This is a genomic window from Craterilacuibacter sp. RT1T (assembly GCF_023502145.1).
Taxonomy (GTDB): Bacteria; Pseudomonadota; Gammaproteobacteria; order Burkholderiales; family Chromobacteriaceae; genus Craterilacuibacter.
The window spans coordinates 454711-479623 of the sequence record NZ_JAMFLI010000002.1; the positions used below are offsets into that span (position 1 = coordinate 454711).

Annotated in this window: 23 protein-coding genes; 8 read left to right on the forward strand and 15 right to left on the reverse strand. The window is 60.6% G+C overall.

Annotated elements, in window-relative coordinates; all coding sequences use genetic code 11:
• The first annotated feature begins 49 nt into the window (after positions 1–49).
• From osmF to M3P88_RS05990, 5 genes are all read left to right on the forward strand, one after another.
• Complete coding sequence (gene osmF / locus M3P88_RS05970; protein WP_249615125.1) at positions 50–979, forward strand: glycine betaine ABC transporter substrate-binding protein OsmF; 930 nt, start codon at positions 50–52, stop codon at positions 977–979.
• A gap of 18 nt (positions 980–997) precedes the next feature.
• Positions 998–2131, forward strand: a complete 1134-nt coding sequence (locus tag M3P88_RS05975) for an ABC transporter permease (RefSeq protein ID WP_249615126.1) — start codon at positions 998–1000, stop codon at positions 2129–2131.
• Entirely contained in the window at positions 2128–3072 is a 945-nt protein-coding gene (locus M3P88_RS05980; protein WP_283773120.1) for an ABC transporter ATP-binding protein, read from the forward strand. Before M3P88_RS05975 ends, M3P88_RS05980 begins: the two co-directional genes overlap by 4 nt.
• Positions 3069–3812 (forward strand): ABC transporter permease, encoded by a 744-nt coding sequence (locus M3P88_RS05985; RefSeq protein ID WP_249615127.1) that lies wholly within the window; start codon positions 3069–3071, stop codon positions 3810–3812. The genes M3P88_RS05980 and M3P88_RS05985 overlap by 4 nt, the downstream gene beginning before the upstream one ends.
• Before the next feature lie 70 nt (positions 3813–3882).
• Entirely contained in the window at positions 3883–4647 is a 765-nt protein-coding gene (locus M3P88_RS05990) for a sulfite exporter TauE/SafE family protein (protein WP_249615128.1), read from the forward strand.
• Between the two features lie 19 nt (positions 4648–4666).
• On the opposite strand, the gene M3P88_RS05995 is transcribed toward M3P88_RS05990, so the two are convergent.
• From M3P88_RS05995 to M3P88_RS06015, 5 genes are read right to left on the reverse strand one after another with little or no spacing between them, the layout of a single operon-like run.
• Positions 4667–6208, reverse strand: a complete 1542-nt coding sequence (locus M3P88_RS05995; RefSeq protein ID WP_249615129.1) for an amino acid permease — start codon at positions 6206–6208, stop codon at positions 4667–4669.
• 2 nt (positions 6209–6210) lie between these two features.
• Positions 6211–6951: a gamma-glutamyl-gamma-aminobutyrate hydrolase family protein gene (locus tag M3P88_RS06000; RefSeq protein ID WP_249615130.1), complete on the reverse strand. Its 741-nt coding sequence runs from the start codon at positions 6949–6951 to the stop codon at positions 6211–6213.
• Positions 6944–8110: an iron-containing alcohol dehydrogenase gene (locus M3P88_RS06005; protein WP_249615131.1), complete on the reverse strand. Its 1167-nt coding sequence runs from the start codon at positions 8108–8110 to the stop codon at positions 6944–6946. Before M3P88_RS06005 ends, M3P88_RS06000 begins: the two co-directional genes overlap by 8 nt.
• A gap of 2 nt (positions 8111–8112) precedes the next feature.
• On the reverse strand, positions 8113–9498 hold the full coding sequence (locus tag M3P88_RS06010) for an aldehyde dehydrogenase family protein (RefSeq protein WP_249615132.1): 1386 nt from the start codon (positions 9496–9498) through the stop codon (positions 8113–8115).
• Complete coding sequence (locus M3P88_RS06015) at positions 9498–10862, reverse strand: glutamine synthetase family protein (protein WP_249615133.1); 1365 nt, start codon at positions 10860–10862, stop codon at positions 9498–9500. Before M3P88_RS06015 ends, M3P88_RS06010 begins: the two co-directional genes overlap by 1 nt.
• A 238-nt stretch (positions 10863–11100) precedes the next feature.
• Between M3P88_RS06015 and M3P88_RS06020 the strand changes: the two genes are divergently transcribed.
• Both M3P88_RS06020 and M3P88_RS06025 read left to right on the forward strand, forming a co-directional pair.
• Positions 11101–11811 carry a DUF1294 domain-containing protein gene (locus M3P88_RS06020; RefSeq protein WP_249615134.1) on the forward strand — a complete coding sequence of 237 codons (711 nt, stop codon included), beginning with the start codon at positions 11101–11103 and terminating at the stop codon, positions 11809–11811.
• Positions 11812–11916: an excalibur calcium-binding domain-containing protein gene (locus M3P88_RS06025; protein WP_249615135.1), complete on the forward strand. Its 105-nt coding sequence runs from the start codon at positions 11812–11814 to the stop codon at positions 11914–11916. It begins immediately after the preceding gene.
• A 3-nt stretch (positions 11917–11919) separates the two neighbouring features.
• Here the strand turns inward: M3P88_RS06025 and M3P88_RS06030 are convergent, their stop codons facing one another.
• The 7 genes from M3P88_RS06030 to M3P88_RS06060 all read right to left on the reverse strand — a co-directional run bounded on the left by M3P88_RS06030 (position 11920) and on the right by M3P88_RS06060 (position 21027).
• Positions 11920–13149 carry a multifunctional CCA addition/repair protein gene (locus M3P88_RS06030; protein WP_249615136.1) on the reverse strand — a complete coding sequence of 410 codons (1230 nt, stop codon included), beginning with the start codon at positions 13147–13149 and terminating at the stop codon, positions 11920–11922.
• Positions 13146–14078 carry a complex I NDUFA9 subunit family protein gene (locus tag M3P88_RS06035; protein ID WP_249615137.1) on the reverse strand — a complete coding sequence of 311 codons (933 nt, stop codon included), beginning with the start codon at positions 14076–14078 and terminating at the stop codon, positions 13146–13148. The genes M3P88_RS06030 and M3P88_RS06035 overlap by 4 nt, the downstream gene beginning before the upstream one ends.
• 32 nt (positions 14079–14110) lie before the next feature.
• Entirely contained in the window at positions 14111–15946 is a 1836-nt protein-coding gene (locus tag M3P88_RS06040; protein WP_249615138.1) for a lytic transglycosylase domain-containing protein, read from the reverse strand.
• 1 nt (position 15947) lies between these two features.
• Positions 15948–17438, reverse strand: coding sequence for a TrkH family potassium uptake protein (locus M3P88_RS06045; RefSeq protein ID WP_502798944.1), 1491 nt, complete (start codon positions 17436–17438; stop codon positions 15948–15950).
• On the reverse strand, positions 17438–18814 hold the full coding sequence (gene trkA / locus M3P88_RS06050; RefSeq protein WP_249615139.1) for a Trk system potassium transporter TrkA: 1377 nt from the start codon (positions 18812–18814) through the stop codon (positions 17438–17440). The genes M3P88_RS06045 and trkA overlap by 1 nt, the downstream gene beginning before the upstream one ends.
• Positions 18815–18957: 143 nt before the next feature.
• On the reverse strand, positions 18958–19611 hold the full coding sequence (locus M3P88_RS06055) for a thioredoxin domain-containing protein (protein WP_249615140.1): 654 nt from the start codon (positions 19609–19611) through the stop codon (positions 18958–18960).
• 111 nt (positions 19612–19722) lie between these two features.
• Complete coding sequence (locus M3P88_RS06060) at positions 19723–21027, reverse strand: nucleobase:cation symporter-2 family protein (RefSeq protein ID WP_249615141.1); 1305 nt, start codon at positions 21025–21027, stop codon at positions 19723–19725.
• A gap of 229 nt (positions 21028–21256) precedes the next feature.
• On the opposite strand from M3P88_RS06060, the gene ppnP reads away from it, so the two are divergent.
• The gene (ppnP, locus tag M3P88_RS06065) at positions 21257–21571 is read left to right on the forward strand and encodes a pyrimidine/purine nucleoside phosphorylase (protein WP_249615142.1); all 315 of its coding nucleotides are present in this window, start codon (positions 21257–21259) and stop codon (positions 21569–21571) included.
• Between the two features lie 96 nt (positions 21572–21667).
• Here the strand turns inward: ppnP and M3P88_RS06070 are convergent, their stop codons facing one another.
• Genes M3P88_RS06070 through M3P88_RS06080 form a run of 3 tightly spaced genes read right to left on the reverse strand, consistent with a single transcriptional unit; the run spans position 21668 to position 24841 of the window.
• On the reverse strand, positions 21668–22312 hold the full coding sequence (locus M3P88_RS06070) for a TetR/AcrR family transcriptional regulator (RefSeq protein ID WP_249615143.1): 645 nt from the start codon (positions 22310–22312) through the stop codon (positions 21668–21670).
• A gap of 46 nt (positions 22313–22358) precedes the next feature.
• A complete protein-coding gene (locus M3P88_RS06075) occupies positions 22359–23228 on the reverse strand; it encodes a mechanosensitive ion channel family protein (RefSeq protein WP_249615144.1) in 870 nt (289 codons plus the stop codon).
• A gap of 2 nt (positions 23229–23230) precedes the next feature.
• Positions 23231–24841, reverse strand: a complete 1611-nt coding sequence (locus M3P88_RS06080; protein WP_249615145.1) for a peptide chain release factor 3 — start codon at positions 24839–24841, stop codon at positions 23231–23233.
• Positions 24842–24913 lie beyond the last annotated feature (72 nt).

A 24913-nucleotide genomic window follows, 5' to 3' on the forward strand; every position in this document is an offset into this window, starting at 1 on the left:
TTCGGTGGGCTGCGCATGGGCGTTGCCATCCGGCTGCAAGGAGATAGAGATGCGTATTTTGTCCGTTTTCACGCGCCGCAGCGCCTGTCTTGCCTTGGCCGGCCTGTTGCTGGGCTCGGGGGTGCAGGCGGCTGAGGCGCTCAAGGTTGGCTCCAAAATCGATACCGAAGGCGCTTTGCTGGGCAATATGATTATTCAGGTGCTGGAGGCAAACGGCATCAAGACGGCCAACCGTTTGCAGCTGGGTAATACCAAGGTGGTGCGTACGGCCCTGACCGCAGGCGAGCTGGACATCTACCCCGAGTACACCGGTAATGGCGCTTTCTTTTTTGCCGATGAAAGCGACCCGGCCTGGAAAAAAGCCGATGCCGGCTATCAGCGGGTACGCCAGCTGGATCTGGCGCGCAACAAGCTGGTGTGGCTGCAGCCGGCACCGGCAAATAACACCTGGGTGATTGCCGTACGCAAGGATGTGGCCAGTGCCAACCGGCTTAAAACCATGGCCGATCTGGCGCGCTGGCTCAATCAGGGCGGGCGCTTCAAGCTGGCGGCCTCGGCCGAGTTTATCGAGCGCCCGGATGCCTTGCCGGCATTTGAAAAAGCCTATGGCTTCAAGCTTAAACAGCCGCAGTTGCTGACCTTGGCCGGTGGCGACACCTCGGCCACCATCAAGGCGGCGGCCGAAAAAAATTCGGAGGTGAATGCCGCCATGGCCTATGGCACCGATGGCCCTTTGGCCGCCTTGGGTCTGGTGGCGCTGGATGATGTGCGCGCGGTGCAACCGGTCTATGCCCCGGCGCCGGTGATACGCAGTGATGCACTGGCGCGCGCGCCACGGGTGCGCGAATTGCTGGCACCGGTGTTCCGTTCGCTGGATGGGCCGACCTTGCAGCGCTTGAACGCCAGTATTGCGCTAAAAGGGCAAGATGCATCCCAAGTGGCCGCCGGCTATCTGAAGAGCAAGGGTTTTATCAAGTAATGGCGATCAGGCCCGGCCATGCCGCGCACTAGCCCGGTCATCCTGTTTTTAATCAGCGCGGCCTGGCTTGCCGCGCTGGGCTTGCCCCTGCTTAGCATCGCGCCCAACCGTCTGCTCAGCGGGCAGGGCGTGAGCCTGGCCGCCTTATTGCATGGCTGGCGCTATGCCCTGCTAGTGCCGGCTCTGGTGTTACTGGCTGCGCCCTGGCTTGCCGCCTGCGCGCCCGGGCGCGGCCTGCTGCTGCTTGGCAGCGCCATGCTGTCTTTTGCCTTGCTGGCCTTGTGCGGCGAAGAAGCGCAGTGGCAAAGTGCGCAGGATGGCGAGGGCCTGCTGCGGGTGTCATTCGGCGGGGGATTCTGGTTGTTGCAACTGTTGTTGTGGCTGCTGCTGGCCGAATTGCTGCGCGGCATGAGGCTGCGCATGCTGTGGCTAAGTGCGGCTCTGGCACCGCTACTCTGGCTGCTTGAGCGTGGCCGTCTGGATGCGCTGTCGCTGGCGCAGGAGTACCGCAACCATCAGGACAGTTTGGCGCTGGCACTGGGGCAGCATCTGGCGCTGGTGGTGTATTCGGTACTGCCGGCCATTTTGTTTGGCAGCCTGCTTGGGCTTGTGGCCTATCGCTATCCCGTCTGGCGCAAGCCCTTGTTTTCCTTCCTTGGCGTGCTGCAAACCATTCCCTCCATCGCACTGTTTGCCTTGCTGATTGCACCCTTGGCTTGGCTGGGCGCGCACTGGCCGCAATCGGGTATTGCCGGCGTGGGGCGGGTGCCGGCGCTGGTGGCCTTGACCCTGTATGGCTTGCTGCCGATGGCGCGAAGCAGTTTTGCTGCGCTTACGCAGATTGCGCCTGAGGTGCTTGAGGCCGGGCGCGGCATCGGCATGTCGGCGGCGCAATTGTTTTTCCGTGCCGAGTTGCCGCTGGCACTGCCGGTATGGCTTAGCGGGGTACGGGTGACCGCGGTACAAACGGTCGGGCTGGGTGCCGTGGCCGCGCTGATCGGTGCCGGCGGTTTTGGCAGCATCATGTTTCAGGGGCTTTCCAGTAGCGCGCTGGATCTGGTCTTGCTGGGCGTGATACCGCTGGTTTTGCTTGCGCTTTTGCTGGACGTGCTATTCCGTCTGGCGCTTAGCCTGCTCAAGGTAGAACCATGACGCGCGCCATGATAGAAGTGCGCAGCCTGAGCAAGGCTTTTGGCGCGAGCCCGGTGCTGCAAGCGCTCTCGCTGGATATTCATGCAGGGGAGCTGCTGGTGCTGGTGGGCAGTTCGGGTTCGGGCAAGTCTACCTTGCTCAGGCTGCTTAACCGCCTGCTGGAGCCGGATAGCGGCACCATCCATTTGCAAGGCGAGGATATCCGGCTGTGTGCACCCGAGCTTTTGCGCCGGCGTCTGGGCTATGTCATCCAGTCGGTCGGCCTGTTCCCGCACTGGACGGTGGCCGAAAACATAGGCGCCGTGCCGCAGCTGCTGGGTTGGCCCAAGGCGCGGATACGCGCGCGGGTGGACGCGTTGCTGGCGCTATTGCAGCTGCCGGCTGCAGCCTATGCGCAGCGCTATCCGCATGAGCTTTCCGGCGGGCAGCAGCAGCGGGTGGGGGTAGCGCGCGCGCTGGCGGCGGATCCGGATGTTTTATTGATGGACGAACCCTTTGCCGCGCTCGACCCGCTGACGCGCAGCAGTTTGCAGCAGGCCTTGTGGGAGATCCATGCGCGCTCGGGCAAGACGATTGTGCTGGTCACGCATGATATTGACGAGGCCTTGCGTCTGGGGACGCGGCTGGTGTTGCTGGATCAGGGCCGTATCGTGCAACAGGGCACGCCACAAGCCATTTTGCGCGCGCCGGCCAATGACTGGGTGCGCGAGTTTGTCGGGCAGGGCGAGGCCGGCTTGCGCCTGCTGGGGCTGCAAGCTGTTGGCGAGCGCATGCGGGCGAACGAGCGCGTGGCCGGCGAGCCCATCGCCAGCCACTGCTCTTTGCGCGAGGCGCTGTCGCTGTTTGTCAGCCGTCAGGTGGATTGTTTGCCGGTGGCAAACGAGAGCGGGCAATTGATAGGCAGCCTGCATTTTTCCGACCTGATCGGCGGGGACAGATGAAGCGCTGGCGTGATTACCGGGGCGCCCTGCTGTCGGGCGCGGTCTTGCTGGCGCTGACGCTGGCCTTGCCCTATAGCAGCGCACTGTTTTCATCCCTCTTTCCCGAGCTTGAGCGTCCGCTGTACCTGCAGGAGTCCTTTGCCCGCTTGCTGCTGTCGCATCTGGCCATCGTCTCGGCTTCCAGCCTGATCGCGGTGTCGCTGGGCATGGGGTTGGGGGCCTGGGCCAGCCGGCCGCACGGGCAGGCATTTCGCCCCTTGCTCGATAGTGTGCTGGCACTGAGCCAGTCATTTCCGCCGGTGGCGGTGCTGGCGATTGCCACGCCGCTGATCGGCTTTGGCGAGGCGCCGGCACTGATTGCGCTGGTGCTGTACGGCATCTTGCCGGTGGTGCAGGGCACCATGGCCGGCTTGGCCTCGGTGCCGGCAACGGTCACGGAGGCCGCGCGCGGCATGGGGTTCGGGTCGCGCCAGCTTTTGCTCAAGGTCGAGTTGCCGCTGGCGGCGCCGGTGATTCTGGCCGGGGTGCGGGTCTCGGTGGTGATCAATATCGGCACGGCAGCGATCGCCTCGACCGTTGGCGCTAAAACACTGGGCCTGCCTATTCTGGTTGGCTTAAGCGGTTTTAATACCGCCTATGTCATTCAGGGCGCACTGCTGGTGGCGGGGCTGGCGATTGTGGCCGACCAGTGTTTCGAAGGGCTGGCCCGGCGCTGGCCGTCTTTGCCGGTCAGTGCATGATATTTTGATCGAAAGAGGGTATTTATAAGCTCAAAAGCATAGAATGGACGCCTGCATCTAGGAGTCCCTTGTGTTATCGCTCGCTTTTTTGTGCTTTTTTGCCTTTATGGCCGGCCTGATCGATGCTGCTGTGGGTGGTGGCGGCCTGATCCAGATTCCGGCGCTATTCAATATCCTGCCGAATACTTCGGCCGCCACGCTGTTTGGCACCAACAAGTTTGCCTCGGCCATCGGCACCTTGTCTGCCGCACGCAGTTATCTGGCGCGGGTCAGGCTGCCGTGGCGTCTGGTGCTGCCGGCCGCTTGTGCCGCTTTTGCCATGTCGTTTGCCGGCGCCGCGACGGTCAGCTTCCTGCCTAAAGACATCTTGCGCCCCATGGTGCTGCTGCTGCTGATCGTGATGGCGGTGTATACGCTATGGAAAAAGGATTTTGGCCAGTTGCACAAGCCGGTGACAATAGGGCGGCGCGAGATGCTGGTCGGCCTGCTGATTGGTGGCGCCATCGGCTTTTACGACGGTCTGTTCGGGCCGGGAACCGGCAGCTTTCTGATGTTCTTGTTTATCCGCTTCTTTGCCTTTGATTTTCTGCATGCTTCGGCCGCCGCCAAGGTGGTCAATCTGTCGACCAATGTGGCGGCCCTGCTGTTTTTCATCCCCAGCGGCAATGTGCTGTTCGGTTTCGCGCTGCCCATGGCCGCTTGCAATATGGCCGGCGCTATGGTCGGCACCCATCTTGCGCTGAAAAAGGGTGCCGGCTTTGTGCGTATCCTGTTTCTGATTTTGATAAGCGTGCTGATTGGCAAGCTGGGCTGGGATACTTTCAGCGCGCTATAAGCGCAGCAGCATCAGGCGTTCAGGGCTTTTCCAGCTCGCGTTCGATCTCGCGGATATGTGCTTGATGGGCGCCGATACGCGCGCCAACCGGCGGGCCCTTGAAGTGCTTCTTGACGCCGAGCAGATGCCAGAACACGCCCAGCACCAGTAATAGGGCAAGGCTGATATGCAGCACCTTCTCGTTTGGCGGCTGAATGCCGACAAAAACCAGTACCGCGCCGCCTATGGTGGCCAGCACGGCTACCGGCCGCGACCAACTGTAAAGATTGAACGGCCCCTTATGCTTCCAGCTGCGTCCTTCGGCAAAAATGCCTGCGGCAATCGGCAGCACATAGGAGATATACAGCAGCACGGCGCAGGCGGTAGAGAGCACGATAAAGGCGTCACCATACAAGGTGGCGGCAATGGCGAGCACGGCACTGACCCAAATGGCCGTACCCGGTGTGCGGTGGATGGGATGGACCTGCTTGAGCTGGTGCGAGAAGGGCAGGCCGCCATCGCGGGCAAAGGCATACACCATGCGCGAGGTTGAAGTCAGGCAGGCGAGGCCGCAGATATAGTTGACCACAAATACGCCTATGCCCAGCGTGACCTGCAGCGTGCGTGGCAGTTGCGAGAGCAGGGCCGAGAAAAAACCCATCCCTTGTTTGACGCCTTCCCCGATGCTGGGCAGGGTCAAAACGAATACCGACACCAGAATGTAACCGAACAGCGCAGACCATAGCACCGCCAGCATAATGCCTTTGGGTACGTTATGCGCGGCATGGTGCGTTTCTTCCGAGGTGTGGGCAGAGGCGTCGTAGCCGGTGAGGGTATAGACGGTGAGCAGCAGCCCGGACAGGAAGACCAGCAGTGCATTCTGGTTTTGCGGCCACAGGCTGCCTTCTGTGCCGGTGAAGTTGGTGAACGTAAACAAGCGGGTGAAATCCAGTGGCCCGGGTGCATAGATCAGCAGGGAAACGGTTAGCAGCAGCGAGACAAAGAAAATCAGATAGCCCGAGAGGTCGGTCAGGCGGGTGGTTGTCTTGATGCCCAGATGGTTAAGCCAGGCCTGAGACAGGGTGATGGCGGCAATAAATAGCGTCTGGTGCGTCCAGGTCAGATTTTCCGGCGCGATACCCAAGAGCGGCGCAATCAGCGTTTTGAAGAAGGGGTCGTAGACGCCAAAGTTGACCGAGGCAACAACAAAAATCAGCCCCAGCAGATTAAACCAGGCAGTGACCCAGCCGTAGCCGCGCCCCCCCAGAATGGAACCCCAGTGATACAGCCCACCCGCCGTCGGATAAGACGATGCAATTTGCGACATGGCAGCCGCCACCAGCAGTACGAAGAGCGAGCCGACCAGCCAGCCCAGTCCGACCGATGCCCCGCCCCCGGCCGATAAGGCCGCCGGAAAGGCGGTGATGCCGCCGGCGAGGATACAGATAATGGAAAAGGAAATGGCGAAATTGGAAAAGCCGCTCATGCGCCGCGCCAGCTCCTGCGCGTAGCCCATGCTGTGCAGCTGCTTTTCGTCTTCGCTAAGCGGCGCTTGTGCGTTATCGTGCGGATGTTTGCTCATGTTTACTCCTCGTGGGGCCTACCTGTGCTGCCGGCCATGCGTGCGGATGCGACGAGATGGTCAAACAGCGCCTGCTGCTGCGCGTCGCTTGCCGCGCTAAGTTCCGGATGCCACTGCACGGCACAAATCTCGGGATGGCCATCGATTTCGATGGCTTCGATTACGCCGTCTTCTGCCCATGCCACCGCGCGTATGCCGCTTCCCAAGCGGTCTATTGCCTGGTGGTGCCATGATTGAACATATGCCTGTGTGCCGATCAAGGCCGCGAGCCGTGATGCGGGCGCAATGCGGACTTGGTGTGCGGTTGGCTGGCGTGGTGGTGCGCGATGCGCTACCTGATCACCGACCACATCGGGCAAGTGCAGATGCAAGGAGCCGCCACATGCAACATTGATCAGCTGTAAACCACGACAGATCGCCAGTGTCGGCAAGCGCTGCTGCCGTGCCGCGTTAAAGAGTGCAAGCTCGGTGTTGTCACGAGCCACACTCAGGCTGTAAAGCGCCGGGTGCGTGTCGGTGCGGTGGCGCGCAGGATCGATATCACCGCCACCTATCAGTACCAGCGCATCCAGTACCCCGACCCAGGCGTGCGCCCAGCGCTCGCTCTCTTCGCCGCTGGTGTGCGGCAGCATCAGCGGTACGCCGCCGGCCCGAACAACGGCATGCAAATACTCGGTCGGGACATGCATCCCATGGCCGTCGCCTGCCGGGTAGCAGCTCAGGCCGACCCGTATCTCAGCCATGGTGCAGCCCTTCGGTGGCCGCAATGAAAAGTGCCCGGTAATCGGCAACGCTTAACGTGCAGGGGTTGCCGCTGTCGCTTGGGTCTGCCTTGGCCATGGTGGCGATTTCATCGGCGCGGCGACTATCCAGACCAATGGCTGCCAGTGTGTCGGGAATGGCGCAAGCAGCGCGCAGCTGCAGCACCCAGTCATAAACGGCGTCAAAACCTGTACCTGGCAATGTCAGTACCCGCGCTAGCTGATTCAGCTTGTCATGAATCGCACTGCGGTTTCGTTGCATGACATAGGGCAGGAGAATGGCGTTGGCCAGGCCATGATGAATATTGAACACCGCACCTATGGGGTGGGCCAGGGCATGGACGGCACCGAGGCCCTTTTGAAATGCGGTGGCACCCATTATGGATGCGGCCAGCATCTGGGCGCGCGCCTCGAGGTCATGGCCATTGTCTACCGCACGTTGCAAGTAGCCATGGACTAGGCGCATGCCTTCCAGTGCAATGCCGTCGGCCATGGGGTGGTAGCCCGGCGCACAAAAGGCTTCGAAATTGTGCACGAAGGCATCGATGCCGGTGGCGGCAGTCAGGCTGGGCGGCAGGCCTATGCTCAGCTCAGGGTCGGCGATGACCTGCTGCGGCAGCATCTTGGGGTGGAAAATGATGACCTTGCGCGCCTCGCGTTCGTTGATGATCAGTGCGGCGCGGCCGACTTCGGAGCCCGTGCCGGCCGTCGTGGGCAGGGCGATAAGCGGTGCCATGCCCGCCACGTCAACCCGTGTCCAGTTGTCTCCCACATCTTCAAAATCCCATAGCGGCCGCGTTTGTCCGGCCATCAGGGCAATGGTCTTGCCCACGTCCAGCGCGCTGCCCCCGCCGATGGCAATGACACCATCGTGCCCGCCACTTCGAAAGGCGGCGACGCCTGCCTCGACGTCGCGCCCAAGCGGGTTGGGGCGTAGCTCATGAAATAGCGCGTAGCGTATGCCGGCACTGTCCAGCTCTGCCATCAAAGCCTGCACCGGGGGAAGTGTGGCCAGCGCCGGGTCGGTGACGACCAAAGGGTGGCTGATATGGCTGCTTTTGCACAAGCCGGCCAGCGCCTTGAGCCGGCCGGCTCCAAAACAGATGGCCGTCGGGTAGTTCCAGTTTCCGGCAAGCGTCATGATCAGTCTTTCAGGTGGAAGGATTTGATGCGCGTCAGTTGCGCGTAGGCCTGCGCCGACAATGACACGCCACGGCCGCTATCTTTGACGCCGGTCCAGGCCAGCATCGGGTCGAGATAGTCGCAGCGGTTCATAAAGACGGTGCCGGTTTGCAACTGTTCGCCAAGCCTGATGGCGGCGTCTTCGTCACCGGTCCAGATCGATGCGGTCAGCCCGTAGCGGCTGTCGTTCATCAGTTGCAAAGCTTCGCCATCGGAAGAGACCGGCATGATGCCGACGAGGGGCCCGAAACTCTCCTCGTGCATGACACGCATGCGGTGATTGACGCGGGTTAAAACCTGTGGCGCCAGATAGGCGCTGCCGGGCGCATCGGCGGCGAAGTGCGCGGGGTCTATGTGTGCCTGTGCGCCGCTGGCGAGTGCTTCGGCAATCTGGCCGCGCACGAATGCGGCGGCCTGCGCGCGCACCATGGGCCCTAGCGTGGTCGCGCTATCCAGCGGATTGCCCAGCCGGTACTGGCGTGTGGTTTCGACAAAAGCCTCGACAAAGGGCGGATAAAGCGCGGCATCTACATAGATGCGCTCGATGCCGCAGCAGGATTGACCAGCGTTGAAAAAAGCGCCATCGACCAGATTTTCGACTGCGCGTTCAAGCTCGGCATCGGCGCGCACATAAGCCGAATCCTTGCCACCCAATTCCAGACCGACGCCGATAAAGCGTCCGGCGGCAGCCTTTTCGATGGCGCGTCCACCTTCAACCGAACCGGTGAAGGCTACAAAATCAATCGAGCCGTTTGCCACCAGCTTCAGTGTCGAGGCGTGATCCAGTTGCAGGCTCTGGAAGACACCTTCGGGCAGCCCCGCGCTGGCAAAAGCTTCAACAAGCAACTCGGCAGCCAGCGGTGTCTGGCTGGAATGCTTAAGTAGCACAGTATTGCCGGCGGCAAGTGCCGGAATAATGCCGTTCAGCGCGGTGAGAAAAGGGTAGTTCCACGGTGCCAGTACCAGTACGGTGCCCAGTGGTGTGCGCCGCAAGAAGCGGCGAAAGCCGGCTTTGATGGGCAGCGTGATGTCGGCAAGCGCTTCTGCGGCCATCGATAGCATGGTGCGGGCGCGCTCCTCCAGCCCCCTGACTTCAAAGGGAGAATGGGCAATGGGGCGGCCGATCTGGCGCGTGATGGCGTCGGCGATGCGCGGTTTCATCGCGACCAGCGCGTCAACGGCCTGCTCCAGTAATAAAATGCGTGCCTCGACGGGCATGGCGGACCATGGCCCTTGTGCGCCCTGTGCCGCATCCAGCGCCTGGCTTACTTGCAGGGGGCTGTTATATTCGCGGCTGAGTAACACGCAGCCATCTATCGGGGAAATGACCTCGAAGCCGTTTTTCATCAGATCACCTCGAAGTAGCGTTGCAATTCCCAGTCGGTCACGTAGCGCTGGAATTCCCTTTCTTCCCATTCGCGGGTGGCCGCGTAATGATCGACAAAATCGTCGCCCAGCCAGTCGCGTGCCATGCTCGAGCTACGCAGGCATTGGGCTGCACCGTGCAGGGTGTATGGCAGCTTGAGATGGGGTTTGGCATCGAATTGGTAACCGTTGGCCGCGATGGGCGCCTCAGGCATGATTTTTTCATTGATACCGGCAAAGCCGGCGGCAAGTGCGCCGGCCAGCGCAAGATAAGGGTTGGCATCGGCACCGGGCAGGCGGTATTCGATGCGCTGGCTTTTGCTGGTGCCGGGAATGGCGCGAATGGCGACGGTGCGGTTGTCTATGCCCCACAGCGCCTGGGTCGGCGCCCAGTAACCGGGCACCAGCCGGCGAAAACTGTTGATGGTGGGGGCCGCGGTGGCGGTGATGTCGCGCATATAGCGCTGCAGGCCGCCGATAAAATGCTGTTGCAGTGTGCTGATGCCGTGGTCCGTCCCCGGATCATGAAAAGCATTGCTGCCGTCGGCGTGCTGCAGCGAGATATGCATATGCCCGCCTTGGCCTGCGTGGTTCTCGTTCCACTTCGCCATGAACGACACCATGCGCCCCTGTTTCTGGGCCAAAACCTTGGCAAAGGTCTTGAATATGGCCGCGTTGTCGGCGGCATGCAGTGCGTCGCCGTAGCATAAGGCCGCTTCCAGCGCGCCCGGTCCGGTTTCTTCGTGCAAGCCTTCGATCGGCATTGCCATGCCGTCACACAAGGCAAGCAGACCACGGTAAAAATCGGTGTTTACCGAATTGCGCAGCACCGAGTAGCCGGATGCGCCGGTGCCTAGCGGCTTGGGATCGCGATAGCGCCTGGCCTGCAGCGCAGAGTGATCCTCGTCGGTGACTAAAAACTCATACTCGAAACCGGCCTTAACCGAAAAACCCTGAGCAGCAATACGCTCCAGTACCCGGCGCAAGACACCGCGCGGACACAGACACTCCAGCCGTCCGCTGACTTCACCTTGCACCATAATCATATTGTCTTCCAGCGGCAGTTCGCGCCAGGAGGCAGGCAGCAGGCGGATCTGTACATCGCCGTAACCCTGGCCCCAGCCCGTCAGCTTTGTGTTGTCGTAAAGCTTGTCCGCCATATCCCAGCCGAACACCACATCACAAAATCCGAAGCCGTTATCCAGCGCGGCGAGGAATTTGTCGCGCGCCATATATTTACCGACCATGGCACCGTCGATATCGAACAGGGCGACTTTCACCTGCTTGAGGCCTCGCGCTTCAATCACGGCTTTCAGTTCGGCAATGGCGTTTTCTGTAGTCGGCATGGCATTTACCTGCGCTTGAAGAGTCGAAACTCTGATCAGCTAGTCATAGCGATTGGTTTATGTCATTTCAAGGTGCGAATGTAGTAGCGAGTGTGGCGTGACTGCTTGGCTATTACAGTACGTGTCGTGCCCGTACTGAATGTTGGGCCTAGGGAATTCAGCGCAATCAAAAAACCATTTTGGGTAGCATGCGTCGCCGTCTTACAATGGCGCGCAATACAGATCAGGATGCAGCTAGATGCGCTATCAAGGCAGGATTCACCAGTGGAAAGACGCGCAGGGTTTTGGTTTTGTGACGCCCAATGGCGGTGGCGAGCGCGCTTTTGTGCATATCAAGGCCTTCGAGGATCGCAGCCGCCGCCCAGGTGACGGCGATCTGATCGTGTACCGGGTCGAGAAAGATGCACAGGGGCGGCTTGCTGCCGTGGACATTGTCTACCCGCAGCGCGCCGGGCAAGCAGCACTGAGCAAGGCAAACGGTTGGCCCTTGTTGCTGGCGCCGCTGTGTTTTGCCTTGCTGGGCATCTCGGTGTGGCTGGGGCGCATGCCCATGCTGGTTTTGCAGGTCTACGGCGCATTGAGCGTGCTGGCTTTTTTGCTCTACTGGAAAGACAAGGCCGCAGCGCAAGGCGGGCGCTGGCGCACCCGCGAGGGCACGCTGCACTTATGCGCGCTATTAGGCGGTTGGCCCGGCGCACTGGTGGCGCAAAAGCTGTTGCGGCACAAGACGGTCAAGCCGGCCTTTCAGTCGGCCTTCAAGGCAACCGTCGTGCTTAATGTGCTGCTGGTGGCCGCCTGTTTAAGTCCTTGGGGCCAGCCCTATCTCGCGCAATTGTCAGGGCGTGAGGCGTCCGTTCCCGGTGTGCAAGAGGCCGCATGGCTTGCACCGGCCACCACGCCGGTAACGGTCAGCCGCTTCAGTTGCGACGGGCGCACCCAGTGCGCGTAGATGACGTCCTGCGAGGAAGCGACCTTCTTCCTGGAAAATTGTCCGGGCGCGCAGATGGATGGCAACCACGACGGCGAACCGTGCGAGCAGCAGTGGTGCCGCTAAGCCTTATTTACTGTGTAGCGGGTGCTGCGCGCGGGCATGCTCGATAGCATGGATGCGGGCGGCGTCGACGGCATGCGGGATGTCGCGCTTATTGGCACAACCTTGCGCCACGGCGCCTGCGTCGACGTTGCGCGCCGCGTGCAGCAAATCGGCCAGATAGCCGGCTTGCGGATACAGGCAATGCTCGAAGCCCAGGCGGCCGCGCGCATCGGCCACGCAGGCCGACAACATCTCGTGGAAACGCTCGGGGCGGCGCAGCGCATCGCAATCGCGCAGCAGGCGCAGTATGGTGTCGGCGCGCATTTCAGGCGCGATATGTACCTTGGTGTGGTAGAGCACGGTAATGCGCGCCAGGTCGCGGCATTCGGCCGGCACGCGCAGGCGCTCGCATAGCGCCAGTAGCGGTTTCTCGCCGCGCGTCTCGTGGCCGATATGGCGCGGCAGAATATCGGCCGGGGTCAGCGCCTTGCCCAGATCATGGGTCAGACAGGCAAAACGTACCATCAGTGGCGCACCACTTTGCGCGGCGGTGTCGATGACGCGCATGACATGATCGCCGGTGTCGATTTCGGGGTGGTAGTCGGCGCGCTGCGGCACACCGAACAGTGCATCCACTTCGGGCAGGACGCGCGCCAGTGCCCCGCACTCGCGCAGAACCTTGAACATGCGCGAGGGTGTGTCTTCCATCAGGCCGCGCGCCACTTCCTGCCATACCCGTTCCGGCACCAGCGCATCCACTTCGCCGTTGTCCACCATCTGGCGCATCAGCGCCAGCGTCTCGGGCGCAAGGGCAAAGCCGAAGCGGGCGGCAAAACGCGCCAGCCGCAGGATGCGCACCGGATCTTCGGCAAAGGCGGGGCTGACATGGCGCAAGATGCCGGCGGCAAGGTCTGCCTGTCCGCCATAGGGGTCGGTCAGGCGGCCGTCTTCGTCTTCGGCGATGGCGTTGATGGTCAGGTCGCGCCGTGCCAGATCCTGCTCCAGCGTGACATCGGGGGCGGCGTGAAAGACAAAGCCGTGATAACCGGCGCCCGTTTTGCGTTCGGTGCGCGCCAGTGCGTATTCTTCGTGCGTGAGCGGGTGCAGGAATACCGGAAAGTCGCGCCCGACCGGGCGAAAGCCCTGTGCCTGCATCTGTGCGGCACTGCTGCCGACCACCACCCAGTCGCGATCCACCACCGCGCGCCCCAATAAACGGTCGCGTACCGCGCCGCCTACGACATACAGCTTCATTCCCGTTCTCTCCAGCGCGCCAGGCGCGTATTGCGTTCGTCTTCGCCCAGCCAACCCGGCGCGACCGCTTCCAGCGCGCTGGGGCAAAAACCCAGCAGCTCACTCGGGAAAGGCGCCAGGCTGACATTGTCGACACGCAGCGATTTTACATTGTCGCGGCTGATCAGGGCGGGGCCGGGCAGGCATTCCATGATGCCGGCTTGCAGCATGGCCAGACCGTCCGGCAGGCCGATCACGGTGCGCGGGTGGCCGGTGAGCTCGCCTACATAGGCCACCAGTTCGCGCAAACGGTAGCGGTGCGGGCCGGTCAGCTCCAGCGTCTGGCCTATGCTGGCAGGCCGCTCCAGACAGGCGGCGACAGCGCGTGCCACATCATCGGCCCATACCGGGGCGAAACAGGTGTCGGCACCGGCCAGCGGCAGCACCGGCAACACCGACAGCAGGCGGGCAAACATATTAAGAAAGGCATCGTCGTGGGCGAACACCACCGAAGGGCGCAGGATGGTCCACGCCAGACGGCTTTGCATGATCACCCGCTCGCCGCGTGCCTTGGTTTGCTGGTAGTCCGACGGTCCGTGCGCATCCGCCCCCAGTGCGCTGATATGGATCAGGCGCTGGATGCCGGTCTGCTGCATGGCGCGGACGATTTTTTCCACCAGTTCGACATGGGCGACTTCAAACGCGCGGTGCGAGCCATGCAGGATGCCCACCATGCTGATGACCGCGTCGTGGCCGGCGATCAGCGCGTAGAGCGCCGCGCTGTCGTGTACGTCACAGGCGACAAGCGTGACGCCGGGCAGGGTGGACAGGGCCTTGATGCGTTCCGGCCGGCGGCTGGCAATAGTCAGCTGCATGCCGCGCCGACTCAGCATTTCGGCAATATGCCGGCCAACAAATCCGCTGCCACCTATCAATACAATGCGTTGCATAGTGCGCCCTCCCGATTGAAGAACGGCCCGGTTTATTTGGCCGCGATGGTGCCCATTCTCGCCTTGAGCGAGGTTTCGCCCTTGCCGAAGCTGGCGGCATAGTAGGTGGCGTTAGCCATCACTTTTTGTACATAGTCGCGCGTTTCGGTAAACGGGATGGTTTCGGTGTAAATGGTGCCGTCCAGCGGCGTACTGGCGCGCCATGCGCGCGCGCGCCCCGGGCCTGCGTTGTAGCCGGCAGTGGCCAGGACCGGGTGGCCGGTGGTGTCGAGTACATGGCGCAGATACCAGGTGCCCAGCTGGATATTGGTGTCCACATCGTTGACATCAAAGCCGGGCAGGCCGACCTTGCCGGCGACCCAGCGTGCGGTGGCCGGCATCAGCTGCATCAGGCCGGAGGCACCCACGCCCGAGCGCGCCACCACGGTAAAGCGGCTTTCCTGACGCATCAGGCCGTAAATCCATGCCGGATCTACCTCCAGTTGCTTAGCGTAGCGCTCGGTGGTGCTGCGGTAGGGGGCCAGAAAGCGCAGGCCGAAATTATGCGCGTCGCGCGTGCGCTCGGCACTATAGATGGCCATGTCGTAAAAGCCCTTGTCCTTGGCCAGTTCAGCCGCGGCAATCAGCTCGGAGTCGCTCTTGCCGCGCATCGCCCAGCGCCACTCGCGTCGTGCTTCTTCGTGAAACTCCGGACGCTTGAGCGTATCCGACAGCGCAAACAGTTCGATGGCGCGGGCAATGGCCGGCTCTTTGGCAATGGCGCGCATATCCTTGCCGCTGGCTTCAATCTGGCGTGCGGGCGCAGACAGGCTGTTGCCCAGCGCCTCGCGCGCAAGAATGCCGTAATAGCTGTGCTCCTGACTGAGTCGCACCAGGCGCGCATTGGCTTCGCTGCGCTTGCCCTGCATCAGTTCGGCTTGCGACAGCCAGTAGCGCCACGCCTGGCGTGCGGCCAGCTTGGCCGGCATCTTGCCTATCACGCTGCTTAAGGTGTTCCAGTTCTGTTCGCGTAGCGCCGCGCGTGCCCACCATTCCCATTGCTCGGGGGTGAGTTCTCCCGGGGCGGATTTGGCGTACCAGTCCAGCGCCTGCGTCATGTCCTGACGGCGTGCGGCGCGGGTCGCCAACTCTCCCCAGCCGAATCCGGCCTGCTCGCGCGTCAGCGTGGGTTCAAGGCGCACAAGATCGGCGGCGGCGCCGCTTAAATCGCTCTTGCCGCGCCGTACAATGGCGATGACGGCGGCTTCGTTGCTGCCCGGGGTGAAAAATTCGTCCGACAAGCCGGCCGATGTGGCCAGCGCGCGCGCGACGGTAACGTAATTGTTGGCCACCAGGGTGCGTACGCGGGAACGCACTTCATCCTGACTTAAGGTGCCCAGCGTCGCGCTTTCATCTAGCAGGCTGTTGCAGCCTGCGGGCAGGGTCAGTTTGTCCAGCAAGTCGGCATCGGGCGGGCTGATGCGTCCGGCTTTCAGCTCGGACAGCTGGGCGTAGCACTGGGTCTCCTGATCGCGCGCGTCTTCCGGTGCGCGTACCCGTTCGCGGCGAAAACCGTCCCAGTTGTTTTCCTTGCCCAGACGCTTGAGCCATTCATTGGCCAGGCGTTCGGTCAGCGTAGAGGGGGCTTCTTGCGCTAAAAAGGCGCGCGCCGGCGCGTCGTCGCCATTTTCCAGGCTTTTAAGCGCCAGCCAGTAGCGCGGGTACATACCAAGCGCTGTGCCAGCGCTGCTGGCAGCCAGTGTTTGCAAGCGGGCGATATCGCCGGCGCGCCAGGCGTCGCGCGCGGCGCCCAGATCATCATTGCTGTCGGCGTAGACGCTGGCGGGCAGGGCAAACAGGCTTAACAGCAGTAGGGAGATTTTTTTCATATCACTTGCGCCAGAAGGCGGGCGTAAAGAGGATGAGGATGGTGAAGATTTCCAGCCGGCCCAGCAGCATGGCCAAGCTGCAGACCCAGGTCTGGAAATCGTTCAGCCCGGCGTAGTTGGCACCCGGGCCGACTTCACCCAAGCCCGGTCCTGCATTATTGATGCAGGACACAATGGCGGAAGCGGCACTCTGGAAGTCAAGACCGCTGCCTAACAGCACAAAAGTCAGTACCACCACACTCAAAATGTATACGAAGATAAAGCCCAGCACCGAAAAGGCGACGCTGTCGCTCATGGTGCGGCCATTGACCTTAAGCGGAATAATGGCCTGCGGATGCAGTAACTGGGTCATTTCGCGCTGCGCCTGACGGAACAGGATCAGGCTGCGTATCATCTTGATGCCGCCGCCCACCGAGCCTGAGCAGGCGGTAAAGCAGGACAGGAACAGCATCCATACCGGCACAAAAAGCGGCCACTGGCCATAGTCGGTGCTGGCAAAGCCGGAAGCGGTGGCAATCGAGATCAGGTTGAAACTGACATGGCGCAGCGATTCGCTCAGGCCATACACCCCTTGCCACCACAAATAAACCGCCAGCAGCAGAATGCTGGACAGGATGACCAGCATCATGCTGATAAATTCGCTATCGACCCGGTAGGGTGCCGCCGAGCGTTTTTTCCACGCCAGAAAGTGGGTGGCGTAATTGGTGGCCGATAGCAGGGTAAAGCCGGCGATCACCAGCTCGATGGCCACTGAATCGTAATGGCCGATACTGGCATCGCGGGTGGAGAAGCCACCCAGTGCCACGGTGGACAGGCCGTGGCAGACGGCGTCGAATACGTTCATGCCCGCCATGTACAGCATGGCCATGCACAGCAGGGTCAGGATGCAGTACATGGTCCACAGGCTCTTGGCGGCCTGGGTGATGCGCGGCGCCAGTTTGGCATCCTTCATCGGCCCCGGTGTCTCCGCCTTGTACACCTGCATGCCGCCCACGCCCAACAGCGGCAAAATGGCGACGGCCAGCACGATAATGCCCATGCCGCCCATCCACTGCATAAAGTGGCGCCAGAAATTGATCGCCGGTGGCAACACATCCAGCGAGAACAAGACGGTCGCGCCATTGGTGGATAGCGCGGATATGGCCTCGAAAAAGGCGTCGGTGAAGCTGAGTGAACTGTCGAACAGCATGAACGGTATGGCGGCGGTGGCGGCAAAACCTACCCACAAGGCTACCACCAGCATAAAGCCGTCACGCGGCTTGAGTTCGTGTTCGAAGCGGCGGGTGGCGGCCCAGGCAAACAGGCCAACGGCCAACCCGACTACGCCGGACAATAAAAATGCTTCCAGCGTGTGGTCGTTGTAGATGACGCCGACACCGGCCGGCACAATGAACATGCAGGAAAACAGCATGATCAGCTTGGAAAAGACATGGGCGATGGGCAACAGCTTGCCCAGTGCACCGCCTCTGGCGGCTAATGGCAAGGTCGACATCAAAAGAAACCCATCTTGACCTGAATGAGTTCTTCCACTTCGCGCACCAGACGGCGGTGGGCAACGAAGATGATCAGGTGGTCTTCGCTGTGTATCACTTCATCGTGGTGTGCCATGCGCACTTCGCCTTGGCGCACAATGGCGCTGATATAGCAGCCGTGCGGCATTTCCACTTCGTCTATGCGCAGGCCGACCAGGCGCGAAGTCTTGCGGTCGCCCCTGACGATAACTTCCATCGCCTCGGTGCGTCCGCCGCGCAGCGCATGGACCGCCTCGACATCGCCGCGGCGCAAATGGGCGAGAATCGAACCGATCGTGGACTGGTGCGGCGAAATCACAATATCGATGCTGTGGCCTTCGAGCAGGTCAACGTAACTGGCACGGTTCACCAGCGCAATCACCCGCTTGGCACCCATGCGCTTGGCCAGTAGCGTGGACATCACATTGTCTTCGTCGTCATTGGTCAGCGCGCAAAATACATCCATCTCGTCGATGTTTTCCGCTTCGAGCAGTGCCTCGTCGGTGGCTTCGCCATGCAGCACCAGGGTGTTGTCCAGATTGTCGCCCAGCCATTCGCAGCGCTCGCGCAGGATTTCAATAATCTTGACTTCGTAACCTGCATGTTCCAGCAGGCGCGCCAGGCGGTGTCCGATATTGCCGCCGCCGGCAATCAGCACGCGGCGTATCGCTTGGCTGCTGTTGCGCAGCTCGGCCAGCATCTGTGGCACGGCCGCACGCTCGGCGAGGAAAAACACCTCGTCATTGCTTTGCAAGAGCGTGTCGCCCTTGGGAATGATCAGCCGGTTATTGCGATAGATGGCGCAAAAACGGCAGTCGGTGTCCGGCAGATCCTGACGCACATGGCGCAACTCGCGCCCCAAAAGCAGGCCGCCTTCCATGGCGGTAACGGCAACTAACTGGACGCGGCCGCCGGCAAAGTCCAGCACCTGCAAGGCGCCCGGGTATTGGAATAGCTGGTACAGGTTTTCGGTAACGATCTGTTCCGGGCAGATGGGCTGATCCACGCCGAATAAATCCAGTGTGTTCTTGTCGCCGAATTCGACATAGTCACTGGCGCGTACGCGTGCGATGCGGGTGGGAATGTTGTAGAGCTCGCGCGCCAGCTTGCAGGCCACCAGATTGGTTTCATCGTTACGCGTCAGCGCCAGCAACATATCGGTGTCGGCGGCGCCGGCGCCGGCCAGTACCGAGGGCTGGGCAGCATTGCCGCAGATGGTCTGGATGTCCAGCTTGTCCTGCAGTTGCTTGAGCAGTTTGCTGTCCAAATCGACGATGGTGATGTCGTTCTCTTCGGAAACCAGGTTCTCCGCCACGCGGGCACCGACCTGGCCGCCCCCCAAAATCAGAATTTTCACAGTATTGAAGCCGTCTAGATTAAGTATTTTGGCCAGATTCTAACGGTTTAACGGACGGGACGCACGGCTGCGACGGGTGTTTGCCTGGCGAAAATCCGCCAAGCTTTCCCGCTTTAAGCAAAGGCTTGCTCGCAAAACTTGCATCAGCGCATGCTGCTGCGAGCCTCGCGCACGGTACGCTTAAGGGTGGCCGAGTCGGTCGTGCCACTGATCAGCCTGTCCCCCAGTAGCAGTGTCGGCGTAGTAAATACCTTGATTTCATCGGTCAGGGTCTGATTGTCCTCTAGCGCAAGACGTACGGCCTTATCCGGCTTGAGCCACGCCTGTGTGCCGGTTTCCTGCGCGGTTTGCTCGATGGCATGCTGATCCAGCGGAAGTGCGCCCTGCATCAGGCCTTGATGCACCGCCCAGTAGCGTGCGCGCTGTTTTTGCCATACATTCAGCGCAAACAGGGCGGCCGGCTCCGAGCTGGCATCAAACAGGGGCAGCAGTTTGAAGACAAACTTTACCTCCGGCAACTCCATGGCGACGCGTTCGATGACCACATCCATGCGCCGGCAATAAGGGCAGTTGAAATCGGTAAAGTAGATGACGACCTGTCTGGCCGCAGGGTCGCCTAAAAACGGGTCGGCTGGGTTGGCATAGATGCGGGCAGGCTGTTGTGCGGCCAGTGCTTGTAGCATCTGCCGTTGCCGTGCGCGATTGCGTTCGGCGATTTTTTCCAGATCGGGCAGGTTTTTGCTGTTAGCCAGCAGGGGCATCAGGCTTAAACCGGCCAGTAGGGTCCGGCGTTTCATGATGGCACTCCTTGAGAGGGTCTAGAGCCGGCACATGGTTGCGGCATGCGCCTGAGGGTATTAAAGCGAAAGAGAGCGCCAAGCGCTCCCTTAATGTGGTTTTCTTATGCTTTAGTCTTCAAGCTCCAGCGGCATGCGACCGGGCAGCAGCAGGTTAAGGCTTAGTGCAATCAGGGCGCTGACCGTGATGCCCGAGCCGAAAATCTCGCGTACAAAACCCGGCAACTTGCCCAGTACTTCCGGGCGTACGGTGACCGCCATGCCGCAGCCGATGGCGACGGCAATAATCACGCCATTGCGCCGGCTGGATTCGACCTGGCCCAGCATCTGCACGCCGGCCACGATAATCATGGCAAACATCATCAGGCCGGCGCCGCCGAGTACCGGCAGCGGAATGGTGACGATCAGTGCGCCAAACACAGGGAACAGGCCGGCCAGCATCAGCAGCAGGCCTGCCAATGCCACAACATAACGACTGGCAACGCCGGTCAGCGATACCACCCCGATATTCTGGGCAAACGAGGAAAACGGGGTCGTCGACATGATGGCAGCAATGGCCGAACCTACGCCATCACACAATATGCCGGCCGACATTTGCTTGCCGCTGACCTTGGTCTGAGTCGCCTGGCCCAGTGCCAGAAAGTTGCCGGTGGATTCGACGATGGTTACCAGATAGGCAATCGACATGCCGATAATGCCGGAAATCGGAAAGCTCATGCCGAAATGCAATGGCTGGGGTAGGGCAAATGCGCTGGCTTGTGCCACCGGCGCAAAATCGATGCGTCCCAGCATCAGGCACAGCAGATAGCCTACCCCCATGCCGATCACGATGGCGGCGGCCGAGACAATGCCGCGACCAAACTGGACAAGTCCAATCACCAGCACCAGTACAAAGAAGGCAATCGCCAGATGTTCGGGGTTGGCGTAATCAGCGGAACCGGGCTGGCCGCCGGCAAACCAGTCAACGGCTACCGGGATTAGCGACAGGCCAATCATGGACACGACGGTGCCGGTGACCACAGGCGGGAACAGCTTGCGGATTTGCGGCATGAAAAAACTGCCGGCTATCATCACCAGCGAAGCGGCCAGCGAGGAGCCCATGATGCCGGCTACACCGTGCTCGAAACCGATGGCAATGGCGGCGGCGACAAAAGTGAAGCTGGTGCCCATCACGCAGGGCAGACGTATGCCGATCGGCCCGGCGCCGCGGCATTGCACGATGGTGACGGCACCAGACACCATTAAGGCCGCATTGACGAGGGCGACCATTTCCTGCGGTGGCAAGCGCAATACGCCGCCTACGACCAGTGGAACGGCAATAATGCCGCCGAGTGCGGCAAGCAGGTGCTGTATGGCTAGTAGTAATGATGTCGCCAGTGGGGGGCGGTCTTCAACCTGATACAGCAGCTTTTCCATGCTTCGCGTCCTTGCGGTGAGTGCTTTGTAGGTAGCGCTTGCGCGCCAAGTGCGCGCATGATTGTCAGATTCTATGTTGCTGTCAATGACGATTTATCTCTTTATGAAGATAGTTTGGCGTCGTGTTGTCAATGCGTAAAAGCCATGCAAATAAAAGCGCGCCAAATGTTGTGACAAGTAAATAAAATCGTCTTATGCTTGTCTTTTTACTTTTATGCGCGGGGTGCTTATGGCCGATCAATTCGAAAATGTCAGTGTGGCCAAACGAGCCAACGTTTATTTTGACGGCAAGTGCGTCAGCCATACGGTGACCCTGGCTGATGGCACACAAAAATCGGTCGGCGTGATTCTGCCTGGCAAGCTGGTGTTTACCACGGCCGCAGCGGAAGTCATGGAACTACTGGAAGGTGAGTGCAAGGTGACGCAGGCTGGTGCTTCTGCCGCACAGGGCTACGCCGGGGGTGAGTCGTTTAGCGTGCCCGCCAATAGCAGTTTTACGATCGAAGTGCTCAAGACTGTGCATTACGTCTGCCATTTCGGCTGATTAGGGCGGGGTGGTCGTAAAAAGGCTCAATGCCCGAATGGGGATTGAGCCTTTGGTATTTGACGGGCGCCGATAGCGGGCCGGAGCTAGCGCATGCTAGCGATAGCTGGCATCGAGTTCGGTAAACGCGGCTTTATTGTCTGCCGTAACATAAGGGCGCATCAGGGCCAGTACCTGACGTGCGCCGCGCCGCCCGGTTTCTACCGAAATCGGGACTTTAGGTGCAGCGGATTGCTCGAACGCGTACCAGAATTTCACTACCAGCCAGATATTGACGGCCAGTTGTTCGACTTCTTCATCGGAGGAAAAAGTCAGCAAGCCGGCGCGGGCAAAACCCTTGAGCATATCGCCCATCATCGGGCGCAAATCGGTGCCGATGGTGGCATGGTACTCGGCCTGCAATTGCGGATTGCGCGACAACAAACCCGGTAGATCATCAAACAAAAAGCGGTAATTCCACATGCCCTTGAACAGGCTATCCAGTTGGCCGGATAAGGCCTGCGGCGTAATGGCGTCTTCGGCCTTTGGTGTCAGCTGTGCACGGATAAAAGCTTCATATTCACGGAAAATCTGAAAAACGATCTCTTCCTTGTTGCGAAAGTGATAGTACAGATTGCCAGGGCTAATGCCCAGGTGGGCCGAGATGTGGTTGGTGGTGATCGCACGCTCGCCATGCTCGTTGAAGAGCTTAAGGCTCTCGGCCACGATCTTGTCGTAGGTTTTGATCCGGGTTTTGCTCATAGATTGAAGAATCAAGCCATTTAATAAGGATGAGTCGGATACCAGTTTACACCGGAGCTGCAGATTTGTTCAGGCTGGCCTCAGCCGGAAAAGCCTCGAACATAAAGCGCTTGAGTATCGCCTGCTCTACCCGCTGCCTGTCCTTGGCCAGAATGGCAATGCGTAGCGTCAGCTGATAACTGACATCGCTGAGCGGATGAATCGATACGCGTGGTGCGACCGAAGGCGTATCCAGATGGTGGCGCGCCTCTATACGCGCCATATGCTGCTGCGCAGCCTGAATATGTGGCGCACAGACATCGTTGGCAGCCCCCAGCAGCAAGGCTTCACCCTGCTGGGGGGGGAGTGTATAGGGCAGGGGCAAGCCCAGCGTATGCACGACATATTCGCCCATATAGTTTTCCAGCACCACCGGCTGGTTGAGCAGCAGGCTGTGCGGAAAGGACAAGGCGCGCCCGGTCATCTGGTGGCTGTCGTGGGTGGGGCCGATTTCCATCACCGTGGTGGTAAAAAGTCCGATATCGACCACCCGCCCGCGTATATGACCGACCTCGATATGGTCACCCAGGCTGTAGCTGTCGGAGGCGCTCCTGAGCAGGCCTCCGGTTAAGCACATAATCAACTCTTTGGTCGCAATAATCACCGCTGCGGCAAAAGCCAGCATCGAGACTGCAATAGTCTGCAGCTCGGACGCCCAAATCAGCGCAATGCCGGCCACGCCGCAGACAAACAGCACATTGCGCACGGTAATGGACCAGCGCCGCCTGTCGTCCAGCGACCAGTGGGTATTGCTGGCGATGGCGCGCCCTATGCTGATGCGCAGCACCACCAGTACCGTGATCATGACGCCGGAACGCACGATGTCGGCAATATAACTTGCACGCAGGTGCGTCCAGAAGTCGATCAGCTCGCTCATGCTTACTCGCCCAGTTTGACCGCGTGTTCGCGCGTTTCGTGGAAGACGATATCCGGCCAGCGCTCTTGCGTCAGCTGCAGGTTGACGCAGTTGGGCGCAAGGTAGGCCAGATTGTTGCCGGCATCGGTGGCGATATTGCCTTGCAGTGCCTTGATGAAGTCATCCAGCTTTTTGCGGTCGTCGCAGGTGAACCAGCGCGCCGACCAGATGCTGGCCGATTCGAAAATGGCATCCACGCCGTATTCGGCAGCCAGACGCGAGGCGACGACTTCAAACTGCAGTACGCCGACGGCACCCAGAATCAGGTCGCCACCGCTGTGCGGCTTGAACACCTGTACCGCACCTTCTTCACCCAGCTGCTGCAGGCCCTTGGCCAGCTGCTTGAGTTTCAGCGGGTTGCGGATGCGTACCGAGCGGAACATTTCCGGTGCAAAGAACGGGATGCCGGTAAAGGCCAGTGCCTCGCCTTCGGAGAAGGAGTCACCGATCTGGATATTGCCGTGGTTGGGGATGCCGATGATGTCGCCGGCGAAGGCTTCTTCCACGATTTCGCGGTCGTGCGACATAAAGGTCACCACGCTGGAGGCGGCGATATCGCGGCCCAGACGCAGGTGTTTCATTTTCATGCCGCGTTCGAACTGGCCGGAACACACGCGCATAAAGGCGATGCGGTCACGGTGCTTGGGGTCCATATTGGCCTGAATCTTGAATACAAAGCCGGAGAACTTGCCCTCGCTCGGGTTTACGCTGCGCACGGTCGCGTCGCGCTCTTGCGGTGCCGGTGCCCAGTTGATCAGTGCGTCCAGAATCTCGCGCACACCGAAGTTATTGATGGCCGAGCCGAAGAACACCGGCGTCAGCTCGCCGGCGAGGAATTCGTCCAGATTCCACTCGTTGGATGCGCCCTTGACCAGTTCGATCTCCATGCGCAGCTGTTCCATTTCCATCGGGAACAACGCATCCAGGCGCGGATTGTCCATACCCTTGATGACTTCGATATCGGACACCAGTTTTTCGGCGCCGGCTTCGAACAGAATGACCTCGTCGGTCAGCAGCGAGTAGACGCCGCGGAAGCTCTTGCCCATGCCGATCGGCCAAGTGACTGGTGCGCAGCGTATCTTGAGTACATCTTCCACTTCATCCAGCAACTCAAGCGAATCGCGCACTTCGCGGTCGCACTTGTTCATGAAGGTGACAATGGGGGTGTTGCGCAGGCGGCAGACATTCAACAGCTTGATGGTCTGCTCTTCCACGCCCTTGGCGGCATCGATCACCATCAGGGCCGAATCGACTGCTGTCAGCACGCGATAGGTGTCTTCGGAAAAGTCCTGGTGACCCGGCGTGTCCAGCAGGTTGACCGTATGGTCGCGGTAATCGAACTGCATCACGCTGGAAGCGACCGAGATGCCGCGCTGCTTTTCGATGTCCATCCAGTCGGAGGTGGCGAATTTGCCGCCTTTTTTGCCCTTGACGGTACCTGCCATCTGAATGGCACCCGAAAACAGCAGCAGCTTTTCGGTCAGCGTGGTCTTACCCGCGTCGGGGTGGGAAATAATGGCAAAAGTGCGGCGGCGGGCGACTTCTGCGGCAATGCGTGTCAGTTCTGCGGACATGTCTGTTGCTTGGTGTATGCGGTAAAGGCGGCATTGTACCGGTTTTCGTGCCGGCTGAGCGCTGCGCCTTTT